Below are 21,917 nucleotides of genomic sequence, written 5' to 3'. Positions count from 1 at the left end.
CCCTAGCCGGAACCCCCATCTCCCTGACCGAAACCCATGGGGTGCACTAACGTCCCCTTGTGGCTTCTTTCGCCAGGCTTGCCGGGCGGGCGGTGGCGGGCGCCGGGGTGCTGGCCCTGTCGCCGGTCCTCGGGCTGGCCGCGCTGGCCGGCACGGCGATGGTGGGCGCGGAGCCCACCGCGTTCGCGGTGACGGGGCTGGCGGTCTTCGCGTCGGTGTTCTTCCTGGGGCTGCTGCTGTGCGTGCCCCGGCCCAGGGCGGCGTGGGGGCGCTGGTTGCGGGCCGTGGTGATCCTCGGGGTGGCGGCGGCCGTCGTGTGGCCGGTCAGCGCCGCCACGCTGCGCCCGCCCCGGCCGCCCGCACCCCCGGCGCCGGTGGCCGGGCAGCGGGAGTGGCGGCTGCCGACGGGCTCGGCGCTGGCGTACGTACGGTTCGCGCCCAAACGGGTCACGCGCCCTGACCCCGTGGTGTTCCTGCACGGCGGGCCCGGCGTGGCCGACCTGGCGGCGTCCGCGGCCTTCTTCAGGAAGCTGACGGCCGACGGCTACCAGGTCTACGTCTACGACCAGCTCGGGGCCGGGCGCTCGGCGCGGTTGCGGGATCCGGGCGAGTACGGGCTGACGCGCGACGTGGAGGATCTGGAGGCCATCAGGCAGGTCGTGGGCGCCGCCCGCCTGACCCTGATCGCCCACGACTACGGCGCCCAGCTCGCGACCGCCTACCTGGCCGCGCACCCGGACCGGGTGGCCAAGGCCGTCCTGGCCGCCCCCACCGGGCTGCCCCCTGGGCGGAGGACGGACAGGGAGGTCGAGCTGGCGGCGGTGTTCGGGCGGGACGGTTCGCCCGATCCGCGCCTGCTCGCCGTCTCCACGCTGTTGCGGGTGGACCCGCGGGCGGCGCACGACTTCGCGGGCGACCAGGAGCTGGACGCCTACCTCGGCCTCGTCCGGCAGGGGGCGCCGCACCCGTGCCCGGCCGCCACCCCAACCGGCACCGCGACCGGCACCCCGACCGGCACCCCGACCGGCACCGGCGGGTACGTCGGCCTGACCGGGCGGACGGCGCCCGGCTCCCTCCCGCTGAGCCTGACCGAGGTGACGGTCCCGGTGCTGATCGTCAAGAGCCGGTGCGACGAGCAGGGCTGGACGTCGGCCATGGACTACCGGCGGGCCCTGCCGTCGGCCACGCTCGCCTACCTCGGCGACGAGAACGACACTCCCAAGAACGGCTCCGGCAACGACGGGGCCGACGGGGACGCCTACGCGGGCGAGGCGTACCTCGGGCTCCTGCGGGCGTTCCTGTCCGGCCGCCCGGTGCGGGCGTACGAGGGCGAGCGCCCGCCGCCCGGCTACCGCGGCCCCGGCTGATGGCCGCCCACCAAACGGCCATCAGCCAGGGGACCCGGCCCAGGGATCAGGCAGGGGTCAGCGGGAGGCCGGGCGCCGCGCGGGGCCACAGCCGCCGACCTTGGTGCCCGCCACCTTCCACTCCGCCCCAGGGAACGGGCTCATGAAGTGGGTCAGCAGGTCCACCGCGTAGTCCGGCACCTGGTCCCCCGGATCCAGCAGCGAGACCATCTGGGGCCCGTCGGCGCCACGCAGCGTGATCGAGCTGGACCCGTCCCCGGCCGCGAAGCCGGGCTTGGCGTCCACCGTCACGCACGCCAGGCTGATCCCCGCCGCCTTGATCTCCTGCTTGGCCCCGATCCGCCGCATCCGCTGGTCGTAGCGGCGCAGCGCGAGCGAGTCGGTCGGGGCCAGCCGTACCGAGTCGTGGAAGATGTCGTTGCCGACGTTCCTGCTCAGCCGCACGTCCAGGGAGACCTCGGGCCGCAGGTCCACGCCCTTGGCGGCCAGTGTGAGCTGACCGTAGTCGCCCTCGAAGCCGGGCGCGACGTACCCGAGGGCCGGGGGCGCCTTCAGGCCGAACGGGACCTTGCCCGGCCGGATGCGCAGCCACGACACGCGCTGCGCCTGCAGCGACAGGTCCTTGACGACGCTGGCCCCCAGCCCGAACGTCCCGCCGACGTTGTAGGTGAGGAAGCCCGTCGTGTACGGGACCTCCTTGCTCACCGAGATCTGCTGCGGCGCGACCGGGTCCATCCGCAGCCCGGCGCGCAGCGACAGGCCACCCGTGGGGACGGGGCGGGAGACGAGGTCGAGCGACTGGTCGGGGTTCATGCGGATGGTGGTGTCGGCGGCCAGGTCCTTGACGTCGAACGACACGTCCCCGAGCTTGCCCTGCGGGTCCACCAGGCCGCCCTCCACGCCGAGGTGGCCGTCGAGGGTGCTGACGTTCGACTTGTACGTGAGCGCCGGCACGCTCAGCCCGGCGGCCGAGGCGTCGGCGTCCACCCCGAACACGGCCGGCACGTCCGCGAAGCGCAGCTCGCCGGTGCCCTTCCCGGCCAGGGTGACCTTGGCGTCCAGGCGTTTGACGGGCGCGGAGTTGTTCACGCGGATGCGGGTCTTGGCGCCGTACGTGCCCTGGACGGACACCGAGGCCGGCACGGGGTCGATCGACACGTGCCCGCGCAGGTCCCCGGCCTCGGCCCGCACGTCGAGCGCGCCGAGCGTGGCGGCCGGCTCGATGCGGTACGCGGCCTGCACGGCGTTGCCCGCCGAGACGCCGAACGGCCCCAGCGACATGCTGGTGATCTTGGCGGGCAGCCCGGTCAGGGTGGCCCTGGCCTTGACGGGCACCGGTGACAGGACGCTGCTGGCCAGATAGACGCCGAGGCTCTTGCGCCGCGGGCTGAACCCCGAGAATGCGAACGTCCTGCCCGTCATGTCCACGCTCACCTGGTCCGGCAGCCCGGTCACGTCCAGGTATCCCTGCAGGCCGTAGCAGCCGCGGTCCGGCGTGCAGAACGGCCCCTGGGAGCAGCCCGCGGAACCGGCCGCGCAGCCGCCGTCCACCAGGGACACGCCGCCGGGCACGGCCGGCGCGGCGCGCATGCGGTCGAGCGCCCCGGTCTTGCCGAGCCAGGCGCGGGCGCGCACGTCCAGGCGCGAGCCGGCGTAGGTGAGCTTGCCGCCGTCGGAGGTGACGGACAGGCGGCCGGGCACGGGCCCGAGGGTGCCGATCAGGCCGAACCGGGCGTCACCCTGCGTGACGTCGGCGTCCACGGCCAGCGTCTGCCTGGCCGAGCGGAAGTCCGCGCCGAACCCCTGCACCGCCGGGCTGAACCCGACCTGCTCCAGCCCCTTGACCAGCACGCTGCCGTCCAGGTCGCCGGTGGCCTGGCTGTAGTGCGCCGACAGGTGCGGCCCGGTGGGAGCCGTGGCGCCGTCGTGGTTGGTGAACGCCAGCTCCGCCGACCCGACCGGCCCGGACAGGCCGCGGAAGCGGTACGCCGCCGGGTCCCACGAGGCGTCGAAGCGGGCCGGGACGCCGCTCACCTCGGCGGCGGCCCTGACGTACCGGTCGCCGAGCTTGGCCCTGGCCAGCGCCGACACCTTGGTCACCGGGGCGTCCGCGGTCCAGGTGAGATTCCTGGCGGCCGTGTCGGCGACCAGTTCGACGCTCTTGCGCACGCCCTCAACGGTCGCCGACAGGTCCTCCCCGGACGGCGAGGTCACGTGCGCTTTATTGGCATAAATCCTGATCTGGTCAATCTTCGAGGATGTGGCGACCTTGACGGTCGAGCGCTCGCCCAGCTCCCACGACGCCTTGACGTCGTCGCGCACGCCCAGGACGGTGCCGTCGATGGTGGGGCCGGTTCTGAGGTTCGCGTAGGCGGCGCGGAAGGTGCGGATCTCGCCGCTGGCCTGGTATTCGGCCTTCCTGCCCGCGGGGTCGAGGGTGACGTCGACGGTGGAGGGCGTGTTCGAGATCTCCAGGCGGGCCACGTGGGTGTCGTCGATGCTGGCCGCGCCCACGAACGGCCGCCCGCTGGAGTCCAGCTCCAGGTGGGCGTGCGGCACGGCCCCGTACGCGACGTCGAACCCGGACAGCCCCGTCAGCAGCCCCGACACCCCCAGCGCGGCACCCTTCTTGATCATGGTGACGTGGCCGCCGCGCGGGCTGGAGACGGCGCCCTCGTTGCGCTGGAGCACCACGGCGAACCGGCCGATCGGCGAGCTGGTCGTGTGCGTGACGCGGTGCTCGGCCAGGTCGTTGACCAGGCGCACCTTGGCCGGCAAGGCGCTCAGCTCGGTCTTGAGCACGGTCTTGTCGGCGGCCCGGTCGAAGAAGAGCAGGGTGGCCGCCCCGGCCCGGCCCTTGCCGGACTCGACGGTCAGGGTCTGCTTGCCGTCCGTGGTCGCGTACTTGGCGGTCAGGGTCGGCGGCACCTTCCTGAGCTGGGCGCTCAGCACCCTGGCCAGCTTGCCGTCACGGTAGGTGAAGCTGTGCAGCCGGGCGCGGGCGATCGAGGACGGGCTGGTGAAGCGGACCTCGCCGTTCGACAGCCGCACTGCGGCGCGGGCGGGCATGCGGTCGAGCACGGCCTGGGTGAACTGGCGGCCGGACACCGCCAGCGCCTCCAGCTTGGCGGGCGCGGAGGCGTCGACGTCCAGGGAGGGCGAGTCGAGCGCGGCGGTCACGCTGAGCTTGCGGGTGGCGGGCGTCTGGCGCAGGCTCACCACGCTGCGGCCGGTCAGCCCCGCGACCAGGGCCGCGGACCTCCCCGGATCGGTACGCTTCACGCTCGCCTTGATCTGCTTGCCCGTCAGGTCGACGTCGAAGGTCCCCCAGTCGAAGGCCGACAGCGACGCGCCGTGCCGCAGGCCGTCGAACCCGACCGACACCTTGCCGTCGTACTCGGCCCAGACCAGCGCCTTGACGCTCTCCTGCGACAGCCGCTTGACCGCGAACCCCAGCCCGGCCGCCCCCTCCAGGGGGTTGGCCGTGGGCACGAGGTCGCCGGCCAGGTCGGGCTTGCCGTCGCCGGTGACGTCGGCGACGGCCGGCGTGGCGACCGGCTGCGAGATCGAGCAGGAGACCGGCACGGCCTCGCTCTGGACGCAGAGCCGGTACGTCAGCCCCGGCACGGCCTTGCCCAGCCCGTCGAACGCCTTGAGGATCGGCGCCAGCGGCTTGATCAGTGTCAGCGGCTCGGCGTCCGCCGTGTCGGGCAGCACACTCCGGACGTCGGGCGCCTGTCTGCCGAAGCCCTGCTCCTCCTGGATGGAGGCGGCCTCGGAAGTGACCTCGTCGATGAGGCCCGGCCCGGCGGGTGTGGTCACCTCGGGCTCGTCGGGCCCCACCCGCCCGGTGCCCGCGGGCCTGACGGCCAGCGAGGGCCGCGTGGGAACGCTGACCGCGGCGGCCGGCGGCTCCTCCACGGCGGGCACGGGCTGCACCCTCACCTGGGCGTGAGCCTGTGTCTGGGCCTGTGTGTGGGCCTGCGACTGGGCTTGGGCACTCGGTGGCAGTGCCACCAGGACTGTGGCGCTTGCGATGGACGTCGAAGCGAGCACGCGCAGAAGGGCGTGCGGCATGAAACGTTCTCCCCCGGACCGGTCTAATTCATCCCATCAGAAACATAGGTCACGATGCGACCACATCTCCTCACAGGTAGTCAAACCCGCCCGGACATGGGACTCCAATTTTCAGGAGCGATACGGGTGCACGGTCGGCCACCACCCTGGGACGCGGGCCCGGTACCGCTCGTAGTCGGCCCCGAACCTCCTGCGCAGGTTCGGCTCCTCGTACAGGCGGACGAACGTGTAGGTGGCGGCGGCCACGACGGCGGCGTAGCCGAGCAGCCGGGGATCGCCGAAGATCATGGCCTGCCCGATGACGGCGGCCAGGAGCGCGACGTACATGGGGTTGCGCACGTACCGGTAGAGCCCGCCGACGACCAGCCGGTCGGGCGGCGCAACGGGGATGGGCGTCCCGAGCCCCTCCACCACGAACCTGACGAACGCGTTGACCACGACGGCCAGCCCCGCGAGCGCGAGGATCGCGCCGAGCGCCCTGAGCGGGACCATGACCGGGTCCGGGAACGGGTCGCGCACGCGCCAGCCGCTGATCCAGTACGGGACCAGCACGGCGAAGGTGCCGGGGGCGGCGACGAAGAAGGCGGAGCTGACGATGGCCGCGGGTGTCCTGCGCATAGGACGGCTCCTTAATTCACTATTAGATGAGTTTAAGAAGCGGACGAATCACCGTCAACCGGTTGAGTCTCCATTTAGGGGAGGCGGGAAGGTGGAGACATGGCGCTCTACTCCATCGGCGACCTGGCCCGGCGCACCGGGCTGACGGTCAAGACCATCCGGTTCTACTCCGATCGGGGGATAGTGCCGCCTGCCGACCGGAGCCCGGCCGGCTACCGCCTTTACGACCTCGACGCCGTCGCACGCCTGGAGCTCATCCGGACGCTGCGCGACCTGGGAGTGGACCTGCCCACGATCCGGCGGGTCGTGGACCGCGAGGTCTCGCTCCCCGAGGTCGCCGCCGCGCACGCCGAAGCCGTGGCCGTGCAGATCCGCACGCTCCGGCTGCGGCGCGCGGTGCTCACGGCGGTGGCCAGGCGCGGCTCCAGCCCCAAGGAAATGGATCTCATGCACAAACTGGCAAGACTCTCCGAGGACGAACGCCGCCGCCTCGTCGACGGTTTCCTGGAGGCCGCCTTCGACGGCCTGGACACGGTTCCCGGGTTCGCGGGGATCATGAGCTCGATGACGCCCGAGCTGCCCGACGATCCCTCGACCGAGCAGGTGGAGGCGTGGGTGGAGCTGGCCGGGCTCGCGCAGGACCCGGACTTCCGGGCCGCCGTCCGGCGCACGGTCGCCGGGCTCGCCGCCGAGCGAAATGACACCGAGGACGCGCCCCCGCGCCCCGACGCCGTCGTGCTGGCCCGCGACCACGCCCGCCCGGCCCTCGCGGCGGGCCTCGCCCCCGCCTCCCCCGAGGCCGACTCCGTGGTGGCGGCGGTCGCGACCGCCTACGCCCGCGACCGCGGCCTCCCGGACGGCCCCGATCTGCGGCGGCGGCTGCTGGCCCGGCTGGAGGAGGCGAACGACCCGCGCAGGGAGCGCTACCTCGAACTGCTGGCGGTGATCAACGGCTGGCCCGCCCCGGAGCCGTCGGCCCCCGCCCTCGACTGGTTCGCCGAGGCCCTGCGCGCCCGCCTGGGCTGAGACTCCCGAGAGATCCAGTACGGTTTCACCGTGGCTCCATCCGCCGACCAGCAGCCGCCGCGCCGCCGCGCCTGGGGCAGCCTCAGCCGGGAGCGGATCGTCGCCGTGGCCCTGGAGATCGCCCGCACGGAGGGCATGGAGGCGCTGACCGTCCGCCGCCTGGCGGCCGACCTCGGCGCCTCCCGGATGGCCCTCTACCGCCACGTCGCCGACAAGGACGCCCTCGTCGACCTGGTCATGAACGCCATCGCCGAGCACGACCTGGTCCCGCCCGGCATCGACGAGGGCCCGTGGCCGCACCGGCTGCGCCTGCTGGCCGCCGCCATGCGCCGGCAGCTGGCCGCGTACCCGGGCATGGTGGACGTGCTGATGACCCGCGCCAACCACGGCCCGGGCGCGCTCCACCTGGTCGAGACCATCCTGACGATCCTCGCCGACGCCGGGCTCGACGAGCGGCAGGCGGCCCGGCACTATATGATCTTCATCGACCTCGTCCTGGGCAGGCTCCACCGCGAGCTGCACGGCGACCCCGTGGCCGCGCACCGCACCGCGAGCCTGCTCGCCCTGGCCGAGCGGGCCGGCGAGCACCCCAGGCTGCGCGCCGCCGAGCCCCACCTGCGCGCCGTCTCGCCCGAGGAGCTCTTCGAGGCCGAGCTGGACATGCTCGTCGAGGCGATCAGGACGGCCGCTTCGTAAGGGCGCCGGTCACTCCGGCTCGGCGGGCTGGACCAGGCAGTCGGGCCCCGGAAAGACGAGTTGCTCGTGCCCGTCGGAGTAGCGCACGACGAACGGCGGCGCGCCGTTCTCGCCCCTGATCTCGATGATCTCGCCTCTCCTGTCTCCATGGCCGACGACGTTGCCGTGGACGATCAGGTAGTCACCGACGTTCGCGCGCATGACGAGTTCCTCTCAGCTGGTCTTGGGCAACTTTGAGGTTCCTTCCCACATTGCGCCCGCGGAGCCGCCCCGCGAAGGGCATGCCTTTCTCATGCCGCCATCTTGTGGACAGCAGTCCACAAGACTTAGGGTTCCCTAACTATGACGGAACAGAGGATGGTGGTGGGCGCGTTGCTGCTCGCGGCACTGACCGCGAGCCTCGCGCAGACGATCGTGATCGCGGTGCTGCCCGTGCTCGGGCCCGCGCTCGGCGCCCCGGCCACGGCGGTGACGTGGGTGCTCACGGCGTTCATGCTGGCCGGCGCGGTGGCCACGCCCATCGCGGGACGGTTGGGCGACATGTTCGGCCACCGCCGCGTCCTGCTCGCCTGCCTGGGGTGCTTCGCCCTCGGCACGCTGGTGTGCGCGCTGGCGGAGACCCTCGGCTGGATGGTGCTGGGGCGGGCGCTCCAGGGGGTGGCGGGCGGCGTGTTCCCGCTGGCCTTCGGGATCGTGCGGGCCTCGGTGCCGCCCGGCCGGGTGCCCGGCGTCGTCGCGCTGCTCAGCGCCATGTTCGGGATCGGCGGGTCGGCGGGCATGGTGGTCGCGGGGCCGGTGGCCGGCGCGGCGGGCACGCGGTGGCTGTTCTGGGGCCTCCTGGTGCTCGCGGCGGCGGCGCTGGCCGCGTGCGCCACGCTCCCGCCCGCCCGCCGCGCGGCCCCGGCCGGGCGCGTGGATCTCGCGGGGGCCGTGCTGCTGTCCGGCGCGCTGGTGGCGCTCCTGCTGGCCATCAGCCAGGGCAGGGCCTGGGGCTGGGGCTCGGCGGCGGTCGCCGGGCTGTTCGCGGCGGCCGCGCTGCTGCTGGCCGCCTTCGCCCGCGTCCAGCTCCGCTCCCCCGACCCGCTGGTGGACCTGCGGCTCATGGGCCGGCGCGCGCTCCTCACCACGAACCTGGCCACGCTCGTCGTCGGGGCCGCCATGTTCGGCGTCATCACGCTCATCCCCCGCTTCGTGCAGACGCCGCCGGCCGCCGGGTACGGGTTCGGCGCGTCGGTCACGCAGGCCGGGCTGGTCATGCTGCCGATGGCGTTGGTCATGCTGGTCGCCACGCCGCTGGCGCCGCTGCTGGGGCGGCGGTTCGGGGCGCGGCTGCCGCTCCAGGCCGGGGCCGCCTGCGCCGCCGGGTCGTTCCTGCTCCTGGCGGCCGTCCACGATCGCCTGTGGCACTTCCACGCCGCCGGGCTCGTCGTCGGCATCGGGTACGGGCTCGCGTTCGCCTCCATCGGCAACCTCGTCGTCGAGGCCGTCGAGCCGCACCGGACCGGGGTGGCCACCGGCGTCAACACCATCGTGCGCACCGTGGGCGGCGCGGTCGGCGCCCAGATCGCCGCCGCCCTGCCGGCCGCGGGCACGCCGGGCTCCGGCCCGGTGCCGGCCGAGTCCGGCTACACCACGGCGTTCGCGGCGTTCGCCGTCCTCGCGGTCGCCGCGGTCGCCGTCGCCTCCGCCATCCCGCGCCGCAGTAGCGTCGGTGTGTGAAGGTGATCGTCTTTGACGCCATGGGCGTGCTGTACCGGTACGGGAACGTCCAGGGGCGGGTGCTCGTCCCGTACCTGCGGGGCCAGGGCTGCGCGGCGCCGGAGGAGGAGATCCGGGCGGCGTACCGGTCGGTGACGCTCGGGCGCGTGACCACGGACGAGTTCTGGTCGGCGCTCGGCCTGGACCCGCGCGACGAGCACTACTGCCGGGAGCACGAGCTCACGGACGGCGCCCGCGAGGCCCTCGGCGGGCTGGCGGGCGACGGGTTCGAGCTGGCCTGCCTGAGCAACGACGCGGCGGCGTGGTCGGCGATCCTGCGCCGCCGCTTCGGCCTGGACCGGCGCATCCGGCGCTGGTTCATCAGCTCGGACCTCGGGGCCCGCAAGCCCGACCCGGCGCCGTACGAGGCGGTGCTCGGCGCGCTGGGCGTGCCCCCCGAGGAGGTGCTGTTCGTGGACGACCGGCCGGTGAACCTGGCCCCGGCGCGCGCGCTGGGCATGCGCACCCTGCTGTTCCGCAGCGACGACACCGGGACCCCGGCCGGGCCCTGTGCCGGGACCATGCCGGAGCTGGTCGCCGCCGTGCGCTCCCTCTAGGGCAGGAGGCCGTCCAGGGCGGCCAGGTCGTCGGGGGTGAGCTCGACGGCGGCCGCGTCCAGGTTCTCCTCCAGATGGGCGAGCGACCCGGTGCCCGGCGTGGGCAGGGTGACGGGCGAGTGGTGCAGCAGCCACGCCAGCGCCACCTGCCCGGCGGTGGCCCCATGCCGGCGCGCCACCTCCGGCAGGCCGGCGCGGGCCAGCGAGCCGTTCCCCAGCGGGAACCACGGTAGGAACGCCAGCCCGCGCTCCTCGCACGCCCGCAGCACCGGCGCGGACTCGCGGTCCAGCAGGTTGAACCGGTTCTGCACCGAGGCGATCTGCGTGATCTCCAGCGCCCGCTCCAGCTCCTCCACGGTGACCGTGTCGAGGCCGATGTGCCGGATCTTGCCCTCCCGCCGCAGCTCGGCGAGCGTCCCGAGCTGGTCGGCCAGCGGCACGTCCGGGTCGATCCGGTGGAGCTGGTAGAGGTCGATGGTGTCGGTCCCGAGCCGGCGCAGGCTCGCCTCGCACATGGCGCGCAGCCGCTCGGGCCGCCCGGCGACGTGCCAGACGTTGGGGCCCGTACGCACGACGCCGCCCTTGGTCGCGATCACCACATCGTCCGGGTACGGGCGCAGCGCCCGCGCCACCAGCTCCTCGGCCAGGTCGGGCCCGTAGTTGTCGGCCGTGTCGACGAGCGTCACCCCGCGCTCCACGGCGCGGCGCAGGATGGCGGCCGCCTGGTCCGGGTCGAGGCGCGGCCCCCAGTAGCCGGGCCCGGTGAGCATGCCGGTGCCGTACCCGAGCCGCCTGACCCGCAGCTCGCCCGCGAGGTCGAAGCTCTGACCGATCACTGTGGTCCCTCTCAGTAGCTGTGGCTCGCCGTGACGTCGGCGGAGGCCGACACGGCCCGCTCGGCCGCGCCGCCGCGCAGCCCGAGCACGATCATGGACAGCGTGTCGACGATGGTGAGGTGGGCCAGGCGGCTGGCGACCGCCTCCATGCCGAAGACGAGGTCCTGCCCGCCGCCGACGAGCACCCACGTGCTCTCCTCGGCCAGCGGCGAGCTGGCGTAGCTGGTGATCGCCACGACCCGGGCCCCGGCGGCGCGGGCGCGGCGGGCGGTGTCGACGGTGGAGCGGGTGGCCCCGCTGTGGCTGATCGCCAGGCAGACCGACGGCTCCGGCAGCAGCTCGGCGGCCAGGTGCGCGGTGAGCGGGTCGGGCGGCAGGTCCACCGGCAGGCCGAGGGCCCGCAGCCGGTAGGCGGCGTCGAGGGCGACCGCCCCCGACAGGCCGGTGGCGGCGACCAGCACCCGGGCGGCCCCGCTGAGGGCCTCGGCGGCGGCGCTCAGCCCCTCGCGCGACAGCGTGGCGCCCAGCCCGCCGAGCGCGTCCCGCGCCGCCCGCACGGTCGCGGCCAGCGGGTCGCTCTCGTCCTGGGGCTCGGGACCCGGTGCCTCGCGGGCGGAGGCGATCTTCAGCTCCTGGTAGCCGCCGAACCCCAGCCGCCGGCACGCCCGCACGACGGTGGACGCCGACGTGCCGGCCAGCCGCGCCACGTCGCTCACGCTCAGGTGGACGAGCCCGGCGCCCTGGTCGAGCACCACCTGCGCGACCCGCGCCTCGGCGTCGTGCAGCCCGGAGAGCCTGGCCCGCACGGCCGCGGCGAGGGAATTCTGTTTCATGGATGGAGGTTAACAGAGAACGAAATTCCGTCGTGATATGCGCGGCGGAAAACCTGTCGAACGGCGGCCACCGGCTGGCTAGCGTTTGCCGGTGCACACCTACCTGGAGACCGAGCGGCTGCTCCTGCGCCGCTTCACCGAGTCCGACGCCGACCTCCTGTTCGCCCTCCACAACGACCCCGAGGTCATGGAGTTCCTCAACGGCGGCAGGCCCACGCCGCGCGAGGTGATCGTCGGGGACACGCTGCCCGCGTTCATCGCAACCGGCTTCTTCGCGGCCGTCGGCAGGCCGTCCGGGGAGTTCCTCGGCTGGTTCCACCTGCGCGCGCGCAAGGGCACGCCGGACGACGAGCCGGAGCTGGGCTACCGGCTGCACAGGTCGGCCTGGGGCAGGGGCTACGCGACCGAGGGCTCGCGCGCGCTGATCGACAAGGCGTTCCGGGAGCTCGGCGCGCGCCGGGTCTTCGCCCAGACGATGGCGGTCAACGTCCGCTCGCGGCGGGTCATGGAGAAGTGCGGGCTGCGGTTCGCCCGCACGTTCCACCCGGACTGGGAGGACCCCCTCCCGGGGGCCGAGCAGGGCGAGGTGGAGTACGAGTTGCTGCGCGCCGGATGGGAGACGCGCTGACGCGCCGACCCCGACCTGGTGCACTGGTCGGACCAGTCGCTAGGGTGCCTCGTATGGGATATGACGCGCTGTTCCGCCTGGATGGGCGGCGGGCCGTGGTGATCGGGGCAGGGAGCGGGATCGGCCGGGAGGCGGCGCTGGCGCTGGCCGCCCACGGGGCCTCCGTGGTGTGCGCCGACCGCGATCTGGCCTCGGCCGAGCAGACCGCCGCCGCGTGCGGCGGCGACGCCCGGCTGCTCGACGTGCTGGACGCCGCCGAGGTCGACCGGGCCGCCGGGGAGGAGCCGGCCGACGTGCTGGTGTTCACGGCCGCCACGAACGTCCGCAAGCGGCTGCTCGACTACTCCGGCGAGGAGTTCGACCGGGTGGTGGGGCTGAACCTGCGGGCCTCGTTCGACGTCGTGCGGGCCTTCGGTGCGGGCATGGTCGAGCGGGGGCGCGGCTCGATCATCGGGTTCGCGTCGATCCGCGCGTCGGTGACCGAGCCGGGGCAGAGCGTCTACTCCGCCACGAAGGCGGGCCTGGTGCAGCTGCTGCGGACGGCGGCGGCCGAGTTCGGACCGCGCGGGGTGCGGGTCAACGCCATCGCGCCCGGCGTCGTGGAGACGCCGCTGACCAGGCAGATCAAGGACAACCCCGACTGGTACGCCGCGTACGCGAACAAGAGCGCGCTCGGCCGGTGGGCGACGGCGCAGGAGATGGCCGGCGCGGTGGTCTACCTGGCCGGCGACGCGGCCAGCTTCGTGACCGGCTCCGTCCTGTACGTGGACGGCGGCTGGACGGCCGTGGACGGCCGCTTCGACCCGCCCAACTAGGAAGGCGTCGGCGACCGGGTCCCGCGACCCGGTCGCCATTGACCGGCTAGGCGGGCCGGATGATCGCCATCCTGGTCACGGTCAGCTCCTCGATGGCGAAGCGCGGCCCCTCGCGCCCGATGCCGGAGTCCTTCACGCCGCCGTACGGCATGTTGTCCGCCCTGAACCCCGGCACCTCGTTGACCACCACTCCCCCGGCCTCGATCCGCTCGATGGCCGCGAACGCCGTGGCCAGCGACCGGGTGAACACCGAGGCGTGCAGGCCGTACCTGGACTCGTTGACGGCGGCGAAGGCGGCGTCGAGGTCGGGCACCGAGCGCACGCACACGACCGGCCCGAAGATCTCCTCGTCCCAGGCGGCGGCCCCGTCGCCGACGTCCGCGAGCACGGTCGGCGCGATGGCCCGGCCGTCGCGGTGCCCGCCCGTGACCGGCTCGACCCCCGACTCCGCGATCCACTCCAGCACGCGGTCCGTCGCGGCCTCGTCGATGAGCGGGGCGACGCGGGTCTCCGGCAGGCGGGGGTCGCCGACCGTGACGCCCTTGACGCGGTCGGCCAGCAGGGACACGAACCGCTCCCGTACGGGCTCCTCGACCACCACCCGCTGGACGGAGATGCACGCCTGGCCGGAGGCGTAGTAGCCGCCGCGCACGACCGCGTCGGCGGCGGCCTCCAGGTCGGCGTCGGCCGCCACCACCAGCGCCGCGTTCGACCCCAGCTCCAGCAGGACCTTCGTCGGGGCGGCGTTGCGGGCGATGGCGTGCCCGGCGGCGGCCGAGCCGGTGAAGGAGACCGCGCCGATGCGCCGGTCCTCCACCAGCGTCCTGCCGACCTCGACGTCACCGGTGACGAGCTGCACGGCGGCCGGGGGGAGCGCGTCCGCCGACCGGATGAGGTGCACCAGCCAGAGCGTGGCCAGCGGGGTCGCGGGCGCGGGCTTGACGATCACCGGGCAGCCCGCGGCCAGCGCCGGGGCGATCTTGTGGGCGGCGAGGAGCAGCGGGTAGTTGAAGCCGGTGATCCCGACCACCACGCCGATCGGGCGGCGCGTCCAGAACCCGATCAGCCCCTCCCCCGAGGGCAGCAGGTCGAGCGGCACGGTCTCGCCGTGCAGCCTGGCGACCTCCTCGGCGGCCGTGGCCAGCGTGACGAGCGTCCTGGCGACCTCGACCTTGCAGTCGGCCAGGGGTTTGCCGGTCTCGAGGACGAGCAGGCGCTCGAACTCCTCCCGGTCGGCCGCCAGCGCGTCGTGGGCCTTCATCAGGGCGGCGCGGCGGGCGTGCGACGGGAGCGCCGCCATGGCGGGCGCCACGGCCAGGGCCGCGTCCACGGCCCGCCGAGCCAGGCCCGCGTCGCCCCTCGGGGCCGCGGCCACGAGGGAGCCGTCGTACGGGAAGGTGACGTCGTCGGTCTGCGCCGTCTCCACCCATCCGTCGCCGATGGGCAGGCCGGACGGCCATGCGGTGTCGATGCTCATGCCTGCTTCCGTAGGGCGCTGGGGAACACGTCGAGGTAGGCGGGCGCGCCCTCCCTGCCGGTGGCGGCGAGGACGGCGTGCGCGATGGCGCGGCTGAACACGTCGGCCCCCGCCGCGAGGATCTCCTGCAGGGTGTCATGGTCGGGCTCGGGACCCTCGCAGGTGGCCAGGCCGAAGATCGTGTCGCCGTCGGTCATGGTGTGGGCCGGCCTGATCGCCCTGGCCAGGCCGTCGTGGGCGACCGCGGCCAGCTTGCCGCACTGGGCCTTGGTGAGGGTGAGGTCGGTGGCCACGACGCCGATGGTGGTGTTGAAGGAGGGGGCGTTCTCCGGGCGCCAGGCGTCGATCTCCTCCTGGAGCGGGGGCCGGAGGTGGTCGAACTCGCCCGGCAGGCCGTACCTCGCGCCGGCGAGGGTGCCGTCGCGGGGGTCGAGGACCGAGCCCACGGGGTTGGCGACGACGAGGGCCGCCACGGTGGCGCCGCCGGGCAGCACGGCACTCGCCGTCCCCACCCCTCCGGCCAGCCCGCCCGCCTGCGCCCCGGCCCCGGCCCCGATCGACCCGCTCGCCGCCGGCCCGCCGCGCGCGCCCGCCCCGCCGTCGGAGGTGACGGCCCCTTGGACGGAGGCGCCGGCGGACGGGACCGCGCCGCCCCTGGGCCATGGGACCCCCGCCGTCGACGGCGAGGGGGCGGCCGCGTCGTAGGCGGCCGTGCCGAGGGCGGCGTCCGGGACGGCGCGGAACGTGCCGCCGCGCCCCAGGTCGAAGATGACCGCCGCCGGCACGATGGGCACCACCCCGCCGGCCACCGGGTAGCCGATGCCCGCGTCCGCCAGCCGCTCCATCACCCCGCAGGCCGCCGACAGCCCGTACGCGCTCCCCCCGGTCAGCACCACGGCGTGCACCCGCGACACCAGGTTCCGCGGATCCAGCAGCTCGGTCTCGCGCGTCCCGGGAGCGGCGCCCCGCACGTCCACCCCCGCCACCGCCCCCGAGGGAGGGGCCAGGACCACGGTGGTGCCCGTACGGTAGCCGCCGCCGACCCGCTGGGCGTGGCCGACCCGGAGCCCGGCCACGTCCGCCAGCGAGTTGGAGGGTCCAGGGCGCATCAGAAGTCCCCGCCGAGGAAGCGCCGGGCCGCCTCGGCGAAGACACGGGTGCACTGGACGATCTCGGCGACCTCCACGAACTCGTCCGCCTGGTGCGCGATCCACTTCCCGCCGGGCCCGTACACCACGGAGGGGACGCCGCCCCAGTGCGTCAGCACGGTCCCGTCCGTGGACCCGGGCACCCCGCCGTAGACGGGCTCCGCGCCGGTGACGGTACGGTGGGCGGCGGCCAGCGCGGCCACCACCGGGTCCGACACGGGCACGTCCACCGGCGGCCGGTCCACCAGCACCGACACCTCCGCGGCGATCCCGTCGCAGGAGGCGAGCGCGGCCACCCGGTCGGCGATCAGCTTGTGCTCGACCCCGGGGATCGTCCGCACGTCCACGAACACCGACGCGCCGGCCGGGATCACGTTCACCTGTTCCTCGGAGCCGGCCCGCAGCACGGTCGGCGTCACGTACACCTCGCCGAGGTGCTCGTGCGCCGGATGCCGCCCCTGCAGCTCCTCCTGCAGCGACCGCAGCCCCACCAGCAGCGAGCCCACGGCCGGGAGCGGGTTGCGGCCGTGCTGCGGCATGGCGCCGTGCGCCATCTTGCCGGTGAAGTCCACCCGCAGCCGCAGCGCGCCCTTGGCCACCGCGCAGATCTCGCCCGCCTCGGGCTCGGCCACGATCGCGCCGTCCACGTCGGCGGTCAGCCCCTCGGAGACGAAGTGGTGCGCGCCGATCATGAGACCTTCCTCGTCGGCCAGCGCGCACACCTTGATCCGCCCGGGGAACGGTCCAGCCAGCTGCAGGGCGCGGGTGGCGTAGAGGGTGGCGGCCAGGCCGGACTTCATGTCGGCGCTGCCCCGCCCCCACAGCTTCCCGTCGCGGATCTCCCCGCCGAACGGGTCCACGGTCCAGGTGGACAGGTCGCCCTCAGTCACCACGTCCGTGTGGCCCTCGAACATCAGCGTCGGCCCGGCGCCGCCGCCGCCCTCGACCACGGCCACCACGTTGGGCCGGTCGGGCTCCACCTCGTACACGGTGGGCTCCCAGCCCCACTCCCGCATCCTGGCGGCCACCAGCTCGGCGGCGGCCCGCTCGCGCCGACCGGGGTCGTTGGTGCTGGGGATCCGCACCAGCGCCTGAGTGAACTCCACCACTCCGTCGGCATCGACGTCGATCAAAACAATCCCTCCAGAGTCGGTACGGCCTGCAGCAACGTACGCGTGTAGTCGTGGGCGGGCGCGGCCCAGACCTCGTCCACGGGCCCGCTCTCCACGATCTCCCCGCGGCTCATGACCGCGACCGTCTCGCACACGTGCCGCACCACGGACAGGTCGTGCGAGACGAACACGAGCGTGAGCCCCAGCTCGTCCACGAGGTCGGCCAGCAGGTTGAGTATCTGCCCGCGCACGGACACGTCCAGGGCGCTGACCGGCTCGTCGGCGACCAGCACCTTCGGCCGGGGCGCGAGCGCGCGGGCGATGGCGATGCGCTGCCGCTGCCCGCCGGAGAACTGGTGCGGGTACCGGTCGGCGGCCGAGGCGGGCAGCCCGACCCCCTCCAGCAGCTCGGCCACGCGGTCGCCGACCGGCAGGCCGAGCGCCACGAGCGGCTCGGCGACCAGGTCCCGGACGCGCATGCGCGGGTCGAGCGAGCTCATCGGGTCCTGGAAGACGATTTGCAGGTTCTCCCGCAGGAAGCGCAGCCGCCGCTCCGGCCGGCCGACGATCTCCTGCCCGTCGAACAGGATGGACCCGCCGGTCGGCTGGTCGAGCCCGCAGAGCAGGCGCAGCAGCGTCGACTTGCCGGAGCCGGACTCGCCGACGATGCCGTACCGCTCGCCCCGCCCCACGGTGAGCGACACGTCCTTGAGCGCGTGCACGGCGGCGCCCGGCCTGGTGAGCGAGGTGCGGGGCCGGTGGTAGCGGCGGCTGAGGTCGCGAGCCTCAATCAGCGGGGTGCCAGCATGCGTGGGCATGGCCGTCTCCTGTCAGCGCCGGTACGGTCTCGCACTCGGGAGTGGCGTGCGGGCAGCGGTTGCGGAAGACGCAGCCGGCGGGGAACGTCCCGGCCGCCGGGACGCTGCCCTTGATGGTGGGCAGCCGGGTGCCGCGCGGGGTGAGCCTGGAGGCGGCCAGCAGGCCCTCGGTGTAGCGGTGGCGGGGCCGGGTGAACACCTCGCGGATGGGGCCGCTCTCGACGACGCGTCCCCCGTACATGACCAGGACCCGCTCGCAGACGGACGCCACGACGGCGAGGTCGTGGGTGATGAACAGCAGCGCGGGCGCGACCTCGGCGATCAGCTCCAGCATCTGCTTCTGCACGGTGACGTCCAGCGCCGTGGTGGGCTCGTCGCAGATGAGCAGGCCGGGCCCGTTGGCCAAGGCGATGGCCAGCATGACGCGCTGGCGCTGACCGCCGGAGAGCTGGTGCGGGTACGCGCGGGCGATCTGCGCGGGCTCCGGCAGGCGTACGCGTTCGAGCAGGCCGAGCGCCTTCTCGCGGGCCCGCGGGCGGGGCGTGCCGTGCAGGGTCATGACCTCGGCGACCTGGGCGCCGATGCGCATGAGCGGGTTCAGGGCGGTCATGGGCTCCTGGAAGACCATGGAGACGTCCTGGCCGCGCAGCCGCTTCAGCCGGCTCTCGGGCACGCCGACCAGGTCGTTCCCGCCCATCGTGGCCGTCCCGGTGGCGGTGACGCCCTCGGGGAGCAGGCCCATGAGCGACAGCGCGGTCAGCGACTTGCCGGAGCCGGACTCGCCGATCAGCCCGACCCGCTCGCCGGGCGCGATGGAGAACGACACCTCGTGCACCAGTTCGAGGGAGTCGGCCCGTACGGTCAGCCCCTCAACTCTCAGCACGGACCCTCCTCAGCTTCGGGTCGAGGTAGTCGCGCAGGCCGTCGCCCAGGAGGTTGAAGCCGAGCACCGCGAGCGCGATCGCCAGGCCGGGCCACAGCGCCAGGCGCGGGGTCGAGAACAGCAGCTCCTGCGACTCCTGCAGCATCCGCCCCCACGACGGGGTCGGCGGGCGGGTGCCGAAGCCGAGGAACGACAGCGCCGCCTCGGCCAGGATCGCGATCGCGAACGACACCGACGCCTGCACGATGAGCACGGAGCCGATGTTCGGCAGCACGTGGCGCAGCGCGATGGCCGGGCGGCGGCGCCCGGCGGCCCTGGCGGCCAGGATGTAGTCGGTCACCATGACCTGGAGCGTGGCGGCGCGGGCCACCCGGGCGAACGCGGGCACGGTGGCCACGCCGATCGCGATCATCGCGGTGAGCGTGCCCGGCCCGTAGACCGCGCCGAGCATGACGGCCAGCAGCAGCGCCGGGAACGCGAACACCAGGTCGTTGACCCGCATGATCAGCTCGGAGAGCCAGCCGCGCGGCGTCATCCCGGCGATCATGCCGAGCGGCGTGCCGATGACGGCGGCGATGCCGACGGCCACGATCCCGACGTAGAGGGTGGTCCGGGCGCCGACCATGATCTGGCTGAAGGTGTCGCGGCCGAACTTGTCGGCCCCCAGCAGGTAGCCGCCGCCCGGCCGGCGCAGCTTGCGCGCGGCGTCCACGAGCGTCGGGTCGTGCGGCGTCCAGAAGAACGACACCGCCGCCGCCAGCACCACGAGCCCGACGAGCAGGCCGCCGACCAGCAGGCCGGCGTTCATCCGGCCCCTCATCGCAGCCTCGGATCGAGCACGCGGTAGGCCACGTCCACCACGAAGTTGATCAGCAGGACGGCCACCACCAGCACCATCACCACACCTTGGACGAGCAGCAGGTCGCGCCCGGCGACGCCGTTGAGCAGCAGGTCGCCGAGCCCGGGGATGACGAAGACCCGCTCGACCACGACCGCGCCGATCAGCAGCGTGGCCAGTTGCAGGCCGAGCACGGTGACGACCGGGATCGAGGCGTTGCGCAGGCCGTGCCGCCACAGGGCGCCGGTGCTGCCCCGGCCCTTGGCGCGGGCGGTGCGCAGGTAGTCCTCGCGCATCACGTCGAGCACGGCGCTGCGCACGTACCGGGTGAGCACCGCGCCCTGCACGAGGCCGAGCGACAGCCATGGCAGCAGCAGGCTGAGCAGCCACTCCGCCGGGTTCTCGGCGATCGGCACGTAGCCGCCGGACGGCAGCGCCTGGGCCTGCACCGCGAACACGAACACCAGCAGGATGCCCGCCAGGAACGCCGGGACCGCGATGCCGACCTGGCTGAGCGCGCTGATGGCCGCGCCGAGCGGGTTGCGGTGGTGCACGGCCGCGAACGTGCCGAGGGGCACCGCGATGACCAGCGCCACCAGCATGCCGCCGAGCACCAGCACGGCCGTGACGCCGAGCCGGTCGCTGATCTGCGGGCCGATGGGCGAGCTGGTCACGTACGAGGTGCCGAAGTCACCCTGCAGGAGCCCGCCGAACCAGTCGAAGAACTGCACGACGGGCGGCCGGTCGGTGCCGAACTGCTTGCGCAGCGCCGCCACCGCGTCGGGCGTGGCGTTCACGCCGAGCGCGACCTCCGCCGGGTCGCCGGGCAGCAGCGCCATGAACGCGAACACGACCACGCCGGCCACGGCGGTGCTCGCGAGGAGCACCGCCAGGCGTTTGATGAGGTAAAGCGTCACTGCTGCTTGGAGAGCGCGGTGAAGTCGAAGGACTCCGCGATGGCGTTCTTCGGCAGCCCGGTGACGCCCTTCTTCGCCACGATCAGGTTCGGGAACAGGAAGAGCCAGTCGGCCGCCGCGTCGTCGGACAGCAGCTTGGCGGCCTTCTTCAGGTCGTCGGTCTGCTGCTGCTCGGTGCCCTCGTCGGCGGAGGCGAGGAGCTTGCCGAACTCGGGGTTGTCGTAGCGGAAGTAGTACGACTTATCGGCGAAAATGCTCATGTCGCGGGGCTCGACGTGGTTGATGATGGACAAGTCGTAGTCGCCCTGCTTGAACACCACGTCCAGCCAGCGGGCCGGAAACTCCAGCGGCTCGATGTCGGCGTTGATGCCGACCTGCGCGAGCTGCGACTTGACGACCTGGGCGCCGGCCACCGCGTACGGCAGGTTGGGGATGCGCATCTTGACGTTGAGCGTCTTGCCGCCGAGCAGTTCCTTGGCCTTGGCCGGGTCGTACGGGTAGTCGCCGGTGCGGTCCTCGTACCAGGGGTCGGTGGGCGGCACCATCGAGCCGATCAGCTGGCCGCGCCCGGCCCAGGCGGTCTCCAGCAGCGCCTTGTGGTCGATCGCGTAGCGGACGGCCTGCCGGGCCTTCTTGTCGTTGAACGGCGGGCGGCTGTTGTTCATCGACAGCACGACCTCGCCGTTCGTGGTGCCCTCGACCGTCTGGAAGCGGTTGGGGTCGGCGAACTGCTGCAGCGACTCGGGCGCCTGCACGGCGGAGATGACGTCGATGCCGCCGGTCAGCAGCGCGTTGTTCATCGCCGTGGCGTCCTTGAAGTACTTCAGCGTGATCGACGACAGCGGCGGCTTGGTGCCCCAGTAGGAGGCGTTCGCGCCGAGCTGGATGGAGTCGCCGCGCCGCCACGAGCCGAGCGTGTACGGGCCGGTGCCGACGGGCTTGTTGGCCAGGTCGGCGACCCCGGTCCGGCTGAACATGGCGCCGAGCCTGGTGGCCATCGAGTAGAGGAAGCCGTTGCTCGGCTTCGTGAGCGTGACGACGGCGGTGGAGTCGTCCTTCTTCTCCACCTTGTCGACGACGTCGAGCTGCGCCTTGATCTTGAGCTTCCAGTCCGTCTTCACCCGGCCGAGCGAGAACACCACGTCGTCGGCGGTGAACGGCGCGCCGCTGCTGAACTTGACGTCCTTGCGCAGCGTGAACGTGTAGGTCTTGCGGTCGGGCGAGACGTCCCACTTCTCCGCGAGCAGCGGCACGATCTTGCCGTCCTGGTCGAGCTTGACCAGGCCCTCGTAGACGTTGACGAGCAGTGCCTGGGGAATGGCGGCGCCCTCGGTCGAGGTGAAGTCGAGGTTCGCGGGCTCGGCCACGAATCCGACGGAAAGGGTCTGGGTCTTGGGGGTGCCCGCACCGCCGCCGCCGCCGCTGGAGGTGCCGCCGCAGGCGGCCGTGCCCAGCAGGAGACCGCCGGCGGCGATCCAGATGCCGATTCGCCTCATGTGTTACTGCCTCCTGG

20 protein-coding genes are annotated in these 21,917 nt (G+C 73.6%); 7 read left to right on the top strand and 13 right to left on the bottom strand.

The genetic code is table 11. The features are described 5' to 3' along the window. Nucleotides 1–59 precede the first annotated feature (59 nt). Nucleotides 60–1,367: an alpha/beta hydrolase gene (locus ABZS69_RS33295; protein ID WP_355379315.1), complete on the top strand. Its 1,308-nt coding sequence runs from the start codon at nt 60–62 to the stop codon at nt 1,365–1,367. Nucleotides 1,368–1,424: 57 nt separating this feature from the next. Here ABZS69_RS33295 and ABZS69_RS33290 read toward each other — a convergent pair whose 3' ends face one another. Together ABZS69_RS33290 and ABZS69_RS33285 are read right to left on the bottom strand one after the other, a co-directional pair. After that, a complete protein-coding gene (locus tag ABZS69_RS33290; RefSeq protein WP_355379314.1) occupies nt 1,425–5,297 on the bottom strand; it encodes a hypothetical protein in 3,873 nt (1,290 codons plus the stop codon). Between the two features lie 258 nt (nt 5,298–5,555). Further along, nucleotides 5,556–6,062, bottom strand: coding sequence for an isoprenylcysteine carboxylmethyltransferase family protein (locus ABZS69_RS33285; protein WP_355379313.1), 507 nt, complete (start codon nt 6,060–6,062; stop codon nt 5,556–5,558). A 99-nt stretch (nt 6,063–6,161) separates the two neighbouring features. Here ABZS69_RS33285 and ABZS69_RS33280 point away from each other — a divergent pair, with 99 nt between their 5' ends. Both ABZS69_RS33280 and ABZS69_RS33275 read left to right on the top strand, forming a co-directional pair. Beyond that, on the top strand, nt 6,162–7,088 hold the full coding sequence (locus ABZS69_RS33280) for a MerR family transcriptional regulator (protein ID WP_355379312.1): 927 nt from the start codon (nt 6,162–6,164) through the stop codon (nt 7,086–7,088). Nucleotides 7,089–7,118: 30 nt separating this feature from the next. After that, entirely contained in the window at nt 7,119–7,784 is a 666-nt protein-coding gene (locus ABZS69_RS33275; RefSeq protein WP_355379310.1) for a TetR/AcrR family transcriptional regulator C-terminal domain-containing protein, read from the top strand. A 9-nt stretch (nt 7,785–7,793) separates the two neighbouring features. Here the strand turns inward: ABZS69_RS33275 and ABZS69_RS33270 are convergent, their stop codons facing one another. Further along, nucleotides 7,794–7,985: a DUF1918 domain-containing protein gene (locus ABZS69_RS33270; RefSeq protein WP_355379309.1), complete on the bottom strand. Its 192-nt coding sequence runs from the start codon at nt 7,983–7,985 to the stop codon at nt 7,794–7,796. Between the two features lie 141 nt (nt 7,986–8,126). On the opposite strand from ABZS69_RS33270, the gene ABZS69_RS33265 reads away from it, so the two are divergent. Beyond that, nucleotides 8,127–9,503 (top strand): MFS transporter, encoded by a 1,377-nt coding sequence (locus tag ABZS69_RS33265; RefSeq protein ID WP_355379308.1) that lies wholly within the window; start codon nt 8,127–8,129, stop codon nt 9,501–9,503. Continuing rightward, entirely contained in the window at nt 9,500–10,099 is a 600-nt protein-coding gene (locus ABZS69_RS33260) for an HAD-IA family hydrolase (RefSeq protein ID WP_355379307.1), read from the top strand. Before ABZS69_RS33265 ends, ABZS69_RS33260 begins: the two co-directional genes overlap by 4 nt. Here ABZS69_RS33260 and ABZS69_RS33255 read toward each other — a convergent pair. Beyond that, nucleotides 10,096–10,932, bottom strand: coding sequence for an aldo/keto reductase (locus ABZS69_RS33255; protein WP_355379473.1), 837 nt, complete (start codon nt 10,930–10,932; stop codon nt 10,096–10,098). The genes ABZS69_RS33260 and ABZS69_RS33255 overlap by 4 nt on opposite strands. A gap of 14 nt (nt 10,933–10,946) precedes the next feature. Then, the gene (locus ABZS69_RS33250; RefSeq protein ID WP_355379306.1) at nt 10,947–11,768 is read right to left on the bottom strand and encodes a MurR/RpiR family transcriptional regulator; all 822 of its coding nucleotides are present in this window, start codon (nt 11,766–11,768) and stop codon (nt 10,947–10,949) included. Nucleotides 11,769–11,859: 91 nt separating this feature from the next. On the opposite strand from ABZS69_RS33250, the gene ABZS69_RS33245 reads away from it, so the two are divergent. Further along, nucleotides 11,860–12,396 (top strand): GNAT family N-acetyltransferase, encoded by a 537-nt coding sequence (locus ABZS69_RS33245; RefSeq protein WP_355379304.1) that lies wholly within the window; start codon nt 11,860–11,862, stop codon nt 12,394–12,396. Nucleotides 12,397–12,449: 53 nt separating this feature from the next. Further along, on the top strand, nt 12,450–13,211 hold the full coding sequence (locus ABZS69_RS33240; RefSeq protein WP_355379303.1) for an SDR family NAD(P)-dependent oxidoreductase: 762 nt from the start codon (nt 12,450–12,452) through the stop codon (nt 13,209–13,211). A gap of 46 nt (nt 13,212–13,257) precedes the next feature. On the opposite strand, the gene ABZS69_RS33235 is transcribed toward ABZS69_RS33240, so the two are convergent. From ABZS69_RS33235 to ABZS69_RS33200, 8 genes are read right to left on the bottom strand one after another with little or no spacing between them, the layout of a single operon-like run. Then, nucleotides 13,258–14,688, bottom strand: coding sequence for an aldehyde dehydrogenase family protein (locus ABZS69_RS33235; RefSeq protein ID WP_355379302.1), 1,431 nt, complete (start codon nt 14,686–14,688; stop codon nt 13,258–13,260). Further along, complete coding sequence (locus ABZS69_RS33230) at nt 14,685–15,797, bottom strand: P1 family peptidase (protein ID WP_355379301.1); 1,113 nt, start codon at nt 15,795–15,797, stop codon at nt 14,685–14,687. Before ABZS69_RS33230 ends, ABZS69_RS33235 begins: the two co-directional genes overlap by 4 nt. After that, nucleotides 15,797–16,969, bottom strand: a complete 1,173-nt coding sequence (locus ABZS69_RS33225; RefSeq protein ID WP_355379300.1) for a M20 family metallopeptidase — start codon at nt 16,967–16,969, stop codon at nt 15,797–15,799. Before ABZS69_RS33225 ends, ABZS69_RS33230 begins: the two co-directional genes overlap by 1 nt. Beyond that, nucleotides 16,966–17,766 carry an ATP-binding cassette domain-containing protein gene (locus ABZS69_RS33220; protein WP_355379299.1) on the bottom strand — a complete coding sequence of 267 codons (801 nt, stop codon included), beginning with the start codon at nt 17,764–17,766 and terminating at the stop codon, nt 16,966–16,968. The genes ABZS69_RS33225 and ABZS69_RS33220 overlap by 4 nt, the downstream gene beginning before the upstream one ends. Continuing rightward, nucleotides 17,735–18,649 carry an ABC transporter ATP-binding protein gene (locus ABZS69_RS33215; protein ID WP_355379298.1) on the bottom strand — a complete coding sequence of 305 codons (915 nt, stop codon included), beginning with the start codon at nt 18,647–18,649 and terminating at the stop codon, nt 17,735–17,737. The genes ABZS69_RS33220 and ABZS69_RS33215 overlap by 32 nt, the downstream gene beginning before the upstream one ends. Continuing rightward, the gene (locus ABZS69_RS33210; protein ID WP_355379296.1) at nt 18,636–19,457 is read right to left on the bottom strand and encodes an ABC transporter permease; all 822 of its coding nucleotides are present in this window, start codon (nt 19,455–19,457) and stop codon (nt 18,636–18,638) included. Before ABZS69_RS33210 ends, ABZS69_RS33215 begins: the two co-directional genes overlap by 14 nt. An 8-nt stretch (nt 19,458–19,465) precedes the next feature. Beyond that, on the bottom strand, nt 19,466–20,404 hold the full coding sequence (locus ABZS69_RS33205) for an ABC transporter permease (RefSeq protein ID WP_355379295.1): 939 nt from the start codon (nt 20,402–20,404) through the stop codon (nt 19,466–19,468). Then, nucleotides 20,401–21,900: an ABC transporter substrate-binding protein gene (locus ABZS69_RS33200; protein WP_355379294.1), complete on the bottom strand. Its 1,500-nt coding sequence runs from the start codon at nt 21,898–21,900 to the stop codon at nt 20,401–20,403. Before ABZS69_RS33200 ends, ABZS69_RS33205 begins: the two co-directional genes overlap by 4 nt. Nucleotides 21,901–21,917 lie beyond the last annotated feature (17 nt).

The sequence above is a fragment of the Nonomuraea sp. NPDC005650 genome (assembly GCF_040605375.1).
Lineage (GTDB): Bacteria > Actinomycetota > Actinomycetes > Streptosporangiales > Streptosporangiaceae > Nonomuraea.
Note: the sequence above shows the minus strand (reverse complement) of the source record. Positions and strands in the feature narration are given on the sequence as shown.

Coding starts and splice junctions, on each gene's coding strand:
- ABZS69_RS33285 (WP_355379313.1), bottom strand. CDS start 6,062: ATGCGCAGGACACCCGCGGCCATCGTCAGCTCCGCCTTCTTCGTCGCC.
- ABZS69_RS33280 (WP_355379312.1), top strand. CDS start 6,162: ATGGCGCTCTACTCCATCGGCGACCTGGCCCGGCGCACCGGGCTGACG.
- ABZS69_RS33270 (WP_355379309.1), bottom strand. CDS start 7,985: ATGCGCGCGAACGTCGGTGACTACCTGATCGTCCACGGCAACGTCGTC.
- ABZS69_RS33265 (WP_355379308.1), top strand. CDS start 8,127: ATGACGGAACAGAGGATGGTGGTGGGCGCGTTGCTGCTCGCGGCACTG.
- ABZS69_RS33250 (WP_355379306.1), bottom strand. CDS start 11,768: ATGAAACAGAATTCCCTCGCCGCGGCCGTGCGGGCCAGGCTCTCCGGG.
- ABZS69_RS33240 (WP_355379303.1), top strand. CDS start 12,450: ATGGGATATGACGCGCTGTTCCGCCTGGATGGGCGGCGGGCCGTGGTG.
- ABZS69_RS33235 (WP_355379302.1), bottom strand. CDS start 14,688: ATGAGCATCGACACCGCATGGCCGTCCGGCCTGCCCATCGGCGACGGA.
- ABZS69_RS33230 (WP_355379301.1), bottom strand. CDS start 15,797: ATGCGCCCTGGACCCTCCAACTCGCTGGCGGACGTGGCCGGGCTCCGG.
- ABZS69_RS33220 (WP_355379299.1), bottom strand. CDS start 17,766: ATGCCCACGCATGCTGGCACCCCGCTGATTGAGGCTCGCGACCTCAGC.
- ABZS69_RS33210 (WP_355379296.1), bottom strand. CDS start 19,457: ATGAACGCCGGCCTGCTGGTCGGCGGCCTGCTCGTCGGGCTCGTGGTG.
- ABZS69_RS33200 (WP_355379294.1), bottom strand. CDS start 21,900: ATGAGGCGAATCGGCATCTGGATCGCCGCCGGCGGTCTCCTGCTGGGC.